The organism is Aeromonas sp. S18(2024), assembly GCF_041402525.1.
In the GTDB taxonomy this organism is placed as follows: Bacteria; Pseudomonadota; Gammaproteobacteria; order Enterobacterales; family Aeromonadaceae; genus Aeromonas; species Aeromonas enteropelogenes.
Window position 1 is genome coordinate 502,583 of the sequence record NZ_JBGLQV010000002.1, and the last position, 11,810, is coordinate 514,392.

General features: G+C 49.4%; 7 protein-coding genes. All 7 read right to left on the reverse strand.

Annotation, left to right across the window (positions count from 1 at the left end):
- Window positions 1-90: 90 nt before the first annotated feature.
- The 7 genes from ACB034_RS05510 to brxC all read right to left on the reverse strand — a co-directional run bounded on the left by ACB034_RS05510 (window position 91) and on the right by brxC (window position 11,737).
- A complete protein-coding gene (locus tag ACB034_RS05510) occupies window positions 91-1,041 on the reverse strand; it encodes a hypothetical protein (RefSeq protein WP_371172290.1) in 951 nt (316 codons plus the stop codon).
- Window positions 1,042-1,080: 39 nt separating this feature from the next.
- Window positions 1,081-1,791 carry a DUF3944 domain-containing protein gene (locus ACB034_RS05515; RefSeq protein WP_120415691.1) on the reverse strand — a complete coding sequence of 237 codons (711 nt, stop codon included), beginning with the start codon at window positions 1,789-1,791 and terminating at the stop codon, window positions 1,081-1,083.
- A 150-nt stretch (window positions 1,792-1,941) separates the two neighbouring features.
- Window positions 1,942-3,771 carry a BREX-1 system adenine-specific DNA-methyltransferase PglX gene (pglX, locus tag ACB034_RS05520; protein WP_371172291.1) on the reverse strand — a complete coding sequence of 610 codons (1,830 nt, stop codon included), beginning with the start codon at window positions 3,769-3,771 and terminating at the stop codon, window positions 1,942-1,944.
- Between the two features lie 109 nt (window positions 3,772-3,880).
- Window positions 3,881-4,060: a hypothetical protein gene (locus ACB034_RS05525; protein ID WP_371172292.1), complete on the reverse strand. Its 180-nt coding sequence runs from the start codon at window positions 4,058-4,060 to the stop codon at window positions 3,881-3,883.
- 2 nt (window positions 4,061-4,062) lie between these two features.
- Window positions 4,063-6,036: a BREX-1 system adenine-specific DNA-methyltransferase PglX gene (gene pglX, locus ACB034_RS05530; protein ID WP_371172293.1), complete on the reverse strand. Its 1,974-nt coding sequence runs from the start codon at window positions 6,034-6,036 to the stop codon at window positions 4,063-4,065.
- 69 nt (window positions 6,037-6,105) lie between these two features.
- On the reverse strand, window positions 6,106-7,857 hold the full coding sequence (locus tag ACB034_RS05535) for a DUF262 domain-containing protein (RefSeq protein ID WP_371172294.1): 1,752 nt from the start codon (window positions 7,855-7,857) through the stop codon (window positions 6,106-6,108).
- 184 nt (window positions 7,858-8,041) lie between these two features.
- Window positions 8,042-11,737, reverse strand: a complete 3,696-nt coding sequence (gene brxC / locus ACB034_RS05540; protein WP_279981765.1) for a BREX system P-loop protein BrxC — start codon at window positions 11,735-11,737, stop codon at window positions 8,042-8,044.
- Between the last annotated feature and the right edge of the window lie 73 nt (window positions 11,738-11,810).

The window sequence follows — 11,810 nt, forward strand, 5'->3', positions numbered from 1 at the left end:
TACTCGCGGACTCAACCAGGTGGTATAGAAGAGAAGACAGGCCAGCCACCTACCTGTCCTCTTGATAGCCTCTGACAACCCAGCACTATGTTAAGCTGTCACAACACACTCAAGTTGCTGTTTGCATAATTGCTGACTGTTGCCCAGCAGCAGCTGGTTTTCGATAGAACGTAACAGGCTGTTAATATCTTCAAATTTATTAACCAGCAGACGACTACTGCGACTAGCCTTGCCGGTTAACCACTGATCATAACCAACTTTTGCCCATAACCGATAAGAGTTCAAAACAGACTTGTATTTTATTGCTGCCGACTCAACCAGTGCATCTGCATGATGATATTTACCAAGAATGGTATAAAGTGCAGACTCCACATAAATCGATTTTGGCATGACATCCAATACACTTGTCACAAAATCAACAATCAATGCAGCATGTTCATCGGTGATTTTATTCTCGATTGCTTTACTGTGGTCGATCCAGCCAATCAGGTTCATCAAGAATGTACACAATTCGTTTCTTTGCTGAGCAAGTGTTGCCAATAATGGTGTAATCACCTCAGGGTATGCCTCACTCTCTTTAGAAACAGCCAACATCTCATGGGCCGCCATAATGCTACCCATATACGATGAAAGTTTTTCAAGATAAAAGAGCTGATTTTGAGTTTGAATTTCAACAGCAATTTTGTCTATCGACGCCTGGATTTTATTGAGCTTTTGAGAGAGATAGGCGGTTTGAATCACTATCGCAGCGAGAATAATCCCGGTTGATAACCCGACCGCAAGTCCGATGCTTTTCTGCATGGCGGCGGTGGCTTTCATCAACTGCTCAACATTAACGCCCTGGCTGACATCTACTGTCATCTCTTTAAAGGGAAGGTGCTTGACAATACTCCCCGCCCCCTCTGATAGTTTTTTACCCTTGGCCCAATAAATGACGCCTTCACGAAGATGCATATGGCCAGTTTTGAGCAATTCAATAATTTCAGGGTCAACCTTATCCCAATCTGGCACCATAATCACTTTGATCGTTTCTTCAAGCATCTTAATATCCTTGTGTTGTCAGGACTTGTGTTATCAGATTCAGTTAAACGGGTTACCGTGACGATGGAACTCACGCAACATGGTGATATGGATAACGCACGGCAAGGTGACTCGTAGTGCAGGCCCCTCTACCACAGCACTAAATAATCCACCGACGAGCCCAAGTGGACTAGAAAATAATAATGCTCTTGGTAACAGCATAGCCCCAGCTGCAGCAGCCCCACCAAATGCCCCCGCCAGTACGCCAGATATCACACTAAAATCCCTGACCGTCCACTTTAAAGGATCGATATTATTAACTTGATAGTCATTTTTCATGGTTTTAATAAACGCTTCCCGTTCAGCCTGCGTCATCTTATCCATCTGCAACTCCAGCACTTTGGCTACTATCGCCTGTTCGAGGGTCTGCACATCACTCTGCTTGTCTATCACGCAGCCAACGGATTTTGCAGTGAACTGCACAATATCCTTATACGCGGCCCCCTTTCTGGTCACGATATTTAATGCTGTCGAGTTGCCATATGTTTGCAGTTCAGTGCAGATGGCTTGCCATGCCCGTGAAAAATCATGCTTGTTTGCTTTAAATTCGGGGTTGTTGGTCAAGGTTTCAGCCAATCTCGGCTTGCCATCACGATCAATGGTCAAATAACTGACCAGTGGAGCGAGTTGCTCATGGGTGCAGTGAGCAATAAATGCCAGATCTTCATCTTCTCTGTACTTGTAATATCTGCTTGCAATATTAATATCCATATTCACGCCACCGATTAATGATAAATATCAATAAAATACTACGCTCTCACCAGCCAAGTCCAAGGGATAACCCGCCATCTTGAACGGCAATAAGCAAAATGAGAGCTGCCGCACAAGCGGCAGCTCTCGCCTTGATTTGAGATGGGTCGGTTACTCGCCCTTATCGCCGGTGATGGCTTTGACATCGCTGAGCAGGGTACCGAACTTGCCGTAGTTGACCTTGACCCCGTCATCGAGATCCAAGGTGATGCGCATATCTGCATGGTGTTTAAGCTGGTCATCAAAGGCGCGCAGTTCACTAAGCTGCTTGGTGAGACTGTCGATCTCTTTGCCAATGCGTTTGGCGTCGCTGGTACTGGCCTCGGTTTGCTGCAAGCGCAAGCGTTCGATACGCCCGGCCATCTGACCGAGCAGTGGTGTCACGTATTCGGTGCGCATCCGCGGCAGGGTCGCTTCGTTATAGCGGTGCAGATAGACCAAACACTCAAAGGCCTTCTCTTTGCCTGAACTAAACAGCCAGTAGATGGGGCGCTTCTTGTAGGTCTTCATATGGTCTTTGAAGAACTGAGTCGAGAGATAACGGCGCAGGGTTTCACGGGATGTTTCACCGCCCTTTTTCACCGGTTTGATAGCAGCAAGGCAGAGGCTATCGGCGATAAATTGCAGGTTCTCTTCCAGGGTCTCTTTGCCCCAGACAGTGTAGACAAATGCTTCGAGGCGGGTGGCTACATCATCCTCAAACCAGCTATCAGCGCTCAGTGGCAAGATGCCGTCCTCATCGGCAGCAAAGGTGGCGTAGGCCCCTTCTTCCATCAGCGCTTTAAAGCCCTCATTACCGGCATGAGCGTACACTAGCCCTTCACGGTCGAGCGAATAGCGGCCCATCATGCAGCCAATGGCGTAGGATATGAGTTCGCAGATGGTGTCGGATTGATACCTTTGATTTTTTTCAATATCAGATAAATTACCCCCATATCGATAGATTGGATTTACATTAAGAGTCAACATATTCAATGGTGTATTAACGTCATATAGATCCGCAATACCGTATGCATTAGTAATTTCACTATTAAGGATTTTTTCAGATGTTGCAAAAGCACTTATAAGCCGTTCGTTTCTTTCAATAAATTCTTGGTAAACATTTGCTATATTGACTGAGTTAATAAGATTACAAGCCTTACCAATGAGATGCATTGAAGCAAAGTCCATAGAACACTCAGAAGAATCCCAGTCAAGTTTAGAAATCTCTATTAATTCTCTTACACGCTGTTCAATAGAACTTCTTACAGGCTTTAATCTATCCATTAAAAGCGGTATTAAGCTAATGTCACTGGGCTGTACCTCAATCGTAGGGTTTAACACCTTCAATATATTAGATGCAAATACTGACCCCATTACACCCAAAACAATATGTAAATCACTCTCATTAGGTACACAAAATGAACCTTTAACATCAAACAAACAACCTTGCGGAGAAAATCTAACACCAAAATAAGATGAACTAGTCGCTGTCCATGTTATTGCAGGTTTAAAGAAATGCTTTTCATTAGAAATTTTCCAACCCAAATTATCCCATGATAACTGGGGGTATTTTTCTAATGTAGATGATTTTATCTCATAACCATCATCATACCAATTAACAATATACTCGACGTTACCATACCATCGTCTAAAAGCCCCCCCTTTTTGATACGGGAACCATTTCTTACCTGATTCCCTCCCAAATTCAGCATTTTTAGCATTAAATTCTACGTTAGATACTGGCACCTCAAACCAATAACGCATAAATCTATCATTATTACCCGTTCTCATACCGATCATCGGTTTTGTCGTTTTGCCCAAAGACTCATTAGCTTTGAACAAGTCCATTACTTTCTCATCTACCCAATACGCTACCGGGCTCCCCGGGATTTTGCCAAAATCCGCCGCCGAGGCGCGGTAAAAGTGTTGTTGCATCTGGTTGTTATCTTGCTGGCTCATTGGGCCACCTCTTCTCTTAAATCAGGAGCCGTGTGGCTTATATTGGCCACACTGCTGAATGCAGTAAATCTCATGCTCTTAGCCAATACAGCCCGAAGCAAACGCCTTGTCATACTTGTTTGTTGGTAGCATTGGCCGCCTTAAACATCGCGGCCTTTTCCGCTTCCGAGTTGCCATCCACCAGTCGAAAATAACCGCCCTGATAGGTGGGCAGATGGGGCTGGGCAAGCACAAAGGCGGTAGTGGAGACCACCTCGCCACCGATGCTGTTTTTGATTGGGATGTGCATGGTCACTCTCCCTGCTCGCTGGCGGCTTTCCCCTGCTTGACGGCTTTCAAGTTGCGCTCGTTCAGCGGCGGAAACTGCTTCGGGCGGCCATTGTCGTCAATATCTTCATATTCCACATAACAGAAACCACCACGAGTCAGGCGATGACCTCCTTTACGGCACACCGTCGCAGCCGTACCAAAGGCAATCCCCATCACCATATTGGCCATATGCGCCATACATTCGATGGCAGAATGATTGAGCAACTTGATGCGCAGATTTTCGTAAGAAGAAAGGAACATCCAGCTTTGCATGGTCACCATGGCATGAAATGCGTTGGGCTTTAGCAGATCGAAGCCGCTTTCCATAAACATGGCAAACAAGTCTGATTTGCTATCCGGAAACTGCTTTTTGGCAAACTCTTTTAATTCCGCATTCATGCCCTTGCTGCCCATATAAGGCGGGTTGGCAATGACCGCATCATAGCGTTTGACCAATACGCTGGCTTGCTTGAGCAGTGGCAGCAGTGCCTGGGCAGCCGGTTTTTGCATGGCATCACCGCTAATGCTTAAGCTGTGCAGAGTGGCAGCCAGCTCGGCGATGGCTGGCGCCTGCTCGGCGGGTACTTCGATAAGCGACCCCAGGGTCTTGGCCGATAGGAAGCGCAGATGCAGGTCATTTAACAAAACCAGTCGAGCGTCATTGGCCGCTAAGGTCGCTGGGGCGGTGGCGAACAAGTCTTGCACCTGACCGCGGTCCCAATCGGCATTGAGGTTAAGCGCCTGCCAGAGTTTGGCGATATTCAACTGACCGGATGGTTGCAACGCATGGATATTAAGCGCGATATCCCGTGAGAAGAGGCGGCGATCATCCTGACGGGCACGCATCAGCAGGGCGAAACCGGCCAGCTGGGCGGCGCGGTCGTCAATATCGAGGCCAAACAGGTTGTGGATGAGAATAAGCTGCGGGATCTCGCGGCTGCGGTAACCGCGCTCTTCGTAGATGCGATAGATCAGGTTATAGGCTTCCACCAGAATATGGCCAGAGCCACAGGCGGGATCGAGCACCTTGATGGACTCAGGCTCGATACTCGCCGGAGTCATCTGAGCGAGTTCAGCTAGCACCTCATCTGGCTGCTCACCAGAGGCGACATAGTAGGGCATGGCCTGCTGTAATGGAGAATCAGGATAGGTCTGCAGCCAATAGCGCCCTACCGAATTTTGCACCAGATATTGGACGATCCAGTTGGGTGTAAAGAGCTGGGTGGCCGCCGGGATATCTTCCGATTTCACCACCTTGCCGATCACCTGCTCTTTTTTCTCGCTGATATAGAACTGATAGAGCCAGCCAATCACCTCAACCTGAGTCCAGTCCTCTTCCGGTATCCCATCCACCAGTTCACGCCAGAATGCATCGGTACGGGTCAGGCCGGTGGGCAGCAGCAACTCGGTTTCGTCGTCGATGGCTTCAAACAGAAAAGGCATCGCCTGATGCAGGCGGTGGCACTGACCGAGCAACAGTTCACGGAATAACGCCTCTTGCTCGTTCCCCGCCAGCATCAACTCGAGCAGCGCTGACTTATCGAGGGAAACGCCTTCGCCCATTAAGGATTCGATCACCTCAGGCGCTCGGTCGAGCACCTCGAAGCCCTGAGGCTGGGTCGGGTGCGAAAGCAGGCGTACTCCGTGCTCGAGATATCCCTCTTCGCTTTTAAGCTCCATAAAGCGGATCGCGCAGAAACGGTTGAACCAGGTGTAGGCCATCTGCTCGATCAGTTGAGTAAACCCCTCGTTTGCCACTCGCTCTTGCAGACGGGTAATGGCCGGGGCAAAGCGCGCAGGATGGGTAAAACCCGCCACTTGCAGTACATCGCCACTGACTGTTGGGGCACTCACGCCCTTGGCGGTGATACCAAACTCACCGGCTCGGGCTGTAATGGCTTTAATAAAGGCGGTACGCGCCCGAGGGGCGACTTTTTTCAGGTTGTTGGTGTTCATTTTTTTCTCGTCTCACACCCGGCCTTCGCAGAGGCCCGGCTAACATAACTGGTTAGAAAGGCACGTAGCTCAAACCTGTGGTGTTTGAAGGACATGACGCAGCCGACCCAATAGTGTTTCACGGCGTTCTTGATAAAACTCAGCAAATCCAAGCAGGGATTCAGGCAAGGTGTTGATGGCTTGTAACTGCAGATGGTTCGCTCTCGCGGCCGGATCTGGCCACATCATGGCGTACCACTCATGTGGCAGCTTTTCCCGCTTTTCATTGTTCAGGCTTCCTTCGAGAAGCTGCAGATTAGGCAGAAAATTGGCCATTTGGCACCACTCATCAATCTGCCCTTCATCGGAGATCCCGGCCTTTTTCAACTGTGCGCGAGTAAAGCAACCTTTGGGAAAGATATGATCGACATGGAAGTGACGACTAAAGTCATGGCCGGGAAAGAGCAATGACAACAGCGCAAAAGTGCGGCGATTGCCGTAGTCGAGTTCAGCCAAGGTTTGCAGCTCTTCTTCTTCAAAACGCAGGCTCTTGCCGCGCTCGGTCATCGCCGTATTAATCTCGGTGAGCGGGAATCCATGCTGACCATGCTCTTTGATTTTACTACGCAAGGTTGTCAGCAGCGTATCGAGGCCACTCCCCCAGATCCCGGATTGTTTGAGGACAGAACGGATCAACCACCCCCTCAGATCTTGTCTATCTGCTGCATACTCACTGCGAGTCAGGTAGCTGTCGCCAAGTTCACGCCTAAAGAGGTAGTAAGCTATCGGCAATAGTGCGCTATCGGCTCCTAGGTTGTAGCCATTAAAGCCAAAGCTGGCGAGCAGGTTGACGGCCAGTTGCAACGCCTTACGGATTGGTTCCCAGTTCTCCTCCAGCTTGGCCATATTCTCTTTACTGAAGTTTTCAACCTTGAAGCCGACACTGCCTATATCGCACAGCATCAGACCCGCTTTGAGCACCAGATCCTTGCTAAATGAGAAGCCATCACCAATTTGGTTGAGCTCATCCACCAATTTGTGGATCTCTTCCCGGGCGTCCAGCTTGCTCCACTGTGCCACAGCGATAGATAGCAGCAGATCAGAATAGGAGAGCGCTGTCCCCCCGCTATTCATCCGAATAAAGATATTGAGAACCTTCTCCAGGCTTTGCTCTGACTCTTCGTAATAAGAGATTTTGTCTTGCAGATGGATTGTGCGATGCAGCAAACGCAGGGTATTTCGCGCGGTTTTGCGGCTTTCTTTGTCCAGATCAATATCATCTAGCTCATCGGTTAATTCATCGATATCAATGGCCATGATCCGACTGACCAGAAACCAGTGGTGCTCATGGTCTTGACGAGCAGCTTCCTCTTCACTCAAGAAACGAAAATCATAACGAGCACCCCCTTCAACCTCACCGGCCACCAGCAAGTTCAGATATAGGCGACGTTCGATAAATGCATCTGGGCTGGACCACCACTTTCCCTGCGTCTTCCAGCTGTAGGATCCGCGAAGACCAATGTTGAGGGCTGTCATGCGCTGCTGACCATCGAGTACGGCAACGCGATCCTGCTCACCAATGAGATCAAGCTTTTCACAATGCACCCGATCACGCTGGTGATAGTGACGCATGAAGTCGTAGAACTGATACTCACGCTGGTGAGTAGACTTTATTTTCCAAAAGAGGAAGGTTCCGAAGGGATAGCCCTGCAGCAAAGAGTCGAATAACTGGCAAATTTGCTCTGGCTTCCAGACAAATTCGCGCTGAATTGCGGGTAAAATATAATCATGCTGCTCAACCTTGGTCAGCAAATCCTTGATAGTTCCACCGGCTTGGTACATGTTTTTATCCCATTTTCATTATTGTTATCTGCCCAATAGTTCGATGCTAAGCCAATTAAAGAAGGTCAACGATCACCCTTGACGTGACGGTATATCATCAAACAATCAGAACAGATGCTTGTTATTGTCGCTTTATTAGCCTCCCCTGTTGCTCTAATGAGCAACAGGGGAGGCTCTTGGGCTGTTATTTAATCCGCACCCGTTTGCCACCATCAATGGCCTGCTGCAAGCGGCTACGCAGCTTGCCCAGATAGGCTTCGATATCCTGCTCAGTCTCAATAAAGAGGTGGTTATCGCCCAGCAGCTCGGTGGGGGAGACCAGTTCGATCGGCTTAGGGGCGGGCTTAGGTTTGACAACCGGCTTTTCAACGGTCGCCTGGGCACTACCGCTACTCGTCCCTGCGGCTGGCTCCTGGACCTGTGACGGCGCTGATCCCCCAACATTTCTGGCTGCTTCAGCACGGTCTTTTTCTGCCTGCAACTGCTGCGCACTGAAGCGGTTGATAAGCTCGATCACCTTGTCTTCTTCGTCATCAGCCTCCTTGACCAGACTAACCAGCTCATGGAGTGAGACGCTCTTGCTGACCCGTTCTTTGAGCAATACAAAGGGGCGCATGGCCTGATTTTGTAGATCACTTGGCAAGTCACTGACGGAAGATTTGATTCCCATTTGGGTTCGTTCGATAGCTTGCAGGCTCACTACCCGCTGCTGCTCAACCAAACGAAGGTTAATCGCGCTAATCTGCTCAACCAAGGTGCCGACGTTACGCAACTTGGCATAGGGCTGCTTGTCATCGTGAATGGCTTGCAGCTGTGCAAATAGCGCTGCGGCAGCCGGGTCTTGCTCAAGTGCATGACGGTTAGCGCGGAACTGCTCCCCCAAGGCTCGGTGCAGTTGCAGCCAGGTGTCAAACTGTCGGGTATAGAACTCTTCAACCTCTTCAAAATCTTCAGCAAAATCCTGCAAATCATTGGCCTGGGCACATAGCGCTTCGATCAGGGCATAGCTGTTATTGCCCAGATCCAACAGGCCTGCCACCAGTCGTTTGCCACTCTCCAGCACGCTTTGTCCAGGGCAATGGCCTTGCTTTGCCTTGAACTCGAACTCTTGAAGCAGTTTCTGCCACTGGCTTAGCTCGCCTTGCAGCTTGCTCGCCAGCTCTTTTTCACTGCTATCGAAAGGTTTTTGGAAGATATCTTTGGCAAGACGTGCAGCCTTCACAATCTGCTGCTCGCTATGCTGGCGCACCCGGCGAATACGCAGACTGGTATGGCTGCGCACCGAGGTGAACTGGTCATAGCTGCGATTAAGTGGCAGATCGCCGTTAGGGGTCGATAGGGCAGCCTTACCCAGCAACACCAGATGGGCGACTTGCAGCATCACTTCATCACGGTTCCAGCCATAAGGGCGAGCACTGAAACGCTCGAGCAACTCTTTGAGGTAGACCGGCTTGTTGGCCTCTTCCGATACATTCAAGTAAAACTCAATTTCTTGCTTGGCACTGCTGTTCGGATCCTGGTCACCCAGATGCATGTTGAGCTGCGCCGTATCATCAGCAACGATCACCGCTTTAAGCTCTTGCATCGGGTTGGCACCGCAGCTCTTGAGCAAACTGAGCTTTTGGAACGAATTCTCGATCACGTAGCTAAAGGCTTCATCAAGCATATTCGCGACACTGCCTGACTTGGTCTGTAGCTCGTTGCCAATAGCAAAAAACTGAGCCTGCTTTACCAACTCCTCAAACAGCGACTTCAGACGATTGCGGCGCTGAGTATTCTCCAACGCCTTTTCAGCCAACAGCTTCTCTTGTTCCGGCCGCTGGATACGGTTACCAGCCAAGAACTTCTCGGTTTTAAGCCAGGTATCAAATTCGTCCCATAGCCGCTTTTCATCAGGCAAGCGGATCACGATGCTACCTTGACCTTCCAGACTGAGCGCCTTGCAGCCCTGATCGTTGTAACCATCGAAATTGGCATCAAGCGGAGAGATGACTTTGAGCACAAGATCAGTCTGCAAGCTGCCATCGAAAGGATGACCATTACAGAAGCGACTCACTGGATAGTCTTGTTTGTTGACAGGATAACGATACTGGCGGCGCCCTCCCATTACCTCATCAAAAATGACCTTCGACAGTAGACGTGTGATTTCAGTGCTCTCAACCAGAGTGTGTTTGATCTCCTGCTCGACCTCTTTCTCTTCGTTGGTGAGGAACACATATTCATCACCGTTGCGGGCGATCAGCAGTTGATTCTCCAGACGCTGCAAGCTGGCCTCGATCCGTTTTCTGAGCGCGACTTTATCGGTATCAATCTCTTCGATTGAGAGGGTCACCAAGTTATCGAGCGTGGACTTCACCAGATCGACATAACGGATCAAAAATAGTGACTTGAGGATGCTGACATCATAAGGGTCGAGGCTCTGTTTCTCAGCCGCCTGTTCGAAAATGCGTTTGACGTTGGTATCCAGAAACGATTCGATAGCCGGATAGAAAGCATGGAACGGCACCAATACCCCAACACCTTGATTCATCTGCTGTCGCGCCGCATTTTGGAACGCGTCCAGCAAAGAACGTTCACCACGAGAAAGGTGTTTACCTGTTGCCCCCACTTTGCGGATCGCTTCAAACACCTTCTGCACCAGCAAGTACTGGTAGGGAATGAAAGGGTAGTGATCTACAAATTCGACGTTGTCGCGATAGTTCGCCAACTCGGCAGTCGTAGTCGCATCAAACGCCAGCTGGTTGCGCAAGATATCGCCTTTCTGAATAAACAACTCAGCAAGCTGATCTTTAGCCGCTTCTGTTTTTTCGAGCAGACGCTTTTGGATGACTTCGTTGGTATTGGACGAGGAGAGGGAGATCCGGGTATGAAAACGTCCCTGGATTTTTGAGAAATCCTGCCCTTTTTTCGCGCTGAGATCGCCAAGTACGGCATCGATATCCTCTTGTGAGGTAACGATAACCCATGCACGTCCACCACATGCTGTCCCCAGATTCTCAGTGATGGTCTGCAGTTTGAGCATCATCTGGGTGTTATTGCCGATAAACTGACCGACTTCATCGACCAGGAAGATGATGCGTTTGCCATCACCCCCACTCTCTTGGGCACTGCGATCCAGATACTCCCGCACCCACTTGCAGAAGTTGCTGATATCAAGCGTAAACATGGACTCCAAGTTTTCCATGCTCTGCACCGAGGAGGCTTCCGATTGGCCTGTGGCGTGAGCCCAGGCTTGCGCCATTTCATCGCGGCAGAAGCCATAAGCATCACGTTCCTCTTCCCAAGAGGAGCCAGTCAACTCAGCAAATTTGCTCTTGAACGCTTGATATTGATTACGAGCATCGAGCTCTCGCTCAAGGTGTGCAATATGAGGATGATCGGCGCAATAGCCGAGCCGCTCGTTAAACACCCGCAGGAACACTTTCAGGATGGCATCTTCTTTATCTTCAGTATCAGCACGACTGTCGATGTTAAAAAGAATCACCTCGGTTTGACGATTCACTGCGGCGTGAATATCGCTGTAGAGCAGGTTGTCACTGATCTTATCTTTGAAAAAATCGATAGCAGCTTTGCTCTGCTCACCGTGAACGGCTCTCTGGTTGCCCAACAGATAAGAGAGAATTTTGATAAAGTGCGATTTACCGGAGCCAAAGTAACCGGAGACCCAGATACCTATCTTACCAGCCACGCTGGGATCATCAGGATGGGTGACGCCAGGCAAATAGGTCTCGAAGAAATGGCGGAGATGGCGATCAAGTTCACGGGTCACCACATATTCATCCAACTCAGTCCAGATAATTTGCTCATCCAGCTGTTCGGCTTTCACCACGCCATTGATTGGACGATCCAGTTGTTTGGTAAATAGCTCTTTGATTTGCATCGATGATCCCATGTCTCTTGTTTGCAGGTTACCGTTCTTGTAGCGGTTTAGTGATTTGCGTTATCGCGCGATT

What these genes read in the sequence shown, in the direction of transcription:
- ACB034_RS05510 (WP_371172290.1), bottom strand. Translation starts at nt 1,041, where the DNA reads ATGCTTGAAGAAACGATCAAAGTGATTATGGTGCCAGATTGGGATAAG.
- ACB034_RS05515 (WP_120415691.1), bottom strand. Translation starts at nt 1,791, where the DNA reads ATGGATATTAATATTGCAAGCAGATATTACAAGTACAGAGAAGATGAA.
- pglX (WP_371172291.1), bottom strand. Translation starts at nt 3,771, where the DNA reads ATGAGCCAGCAAGATAACAACCAGATGCAACAACACTTTTACCGCGCC.
- ACB034_RS05525 (WP_371172292.1), bottom strand. Translation starts at nt 4,060, where the DNA reads ATGCACATCCCAATCAAAAACAGCATCGGTGGCGAGGTGGTCTCCACT.
- pglX (WP_371172293.1), bottom strand. Translation starts at nt 6,036, where the DNA reads ATGAACACCAACAACCTGAAAAAAGTCGCCCCTCGGGCGCGTACCGCC.
- ACB034_RS05535 (WP_371172294.1), bottom strand. Translation starts at nt 7,857, where the DNA reads ATGTACCAAGCCGGTGGAACTATCAAGGATTTGCTGACCAAGGTTGAG.
- brxC (WP_279981765.1), bottom strand. Translation starts at nt 11,737, where the DNA reads ATGCAAATCAAAGAGCTATTTACCAAACAACTGGATCGTCCAATCAAT.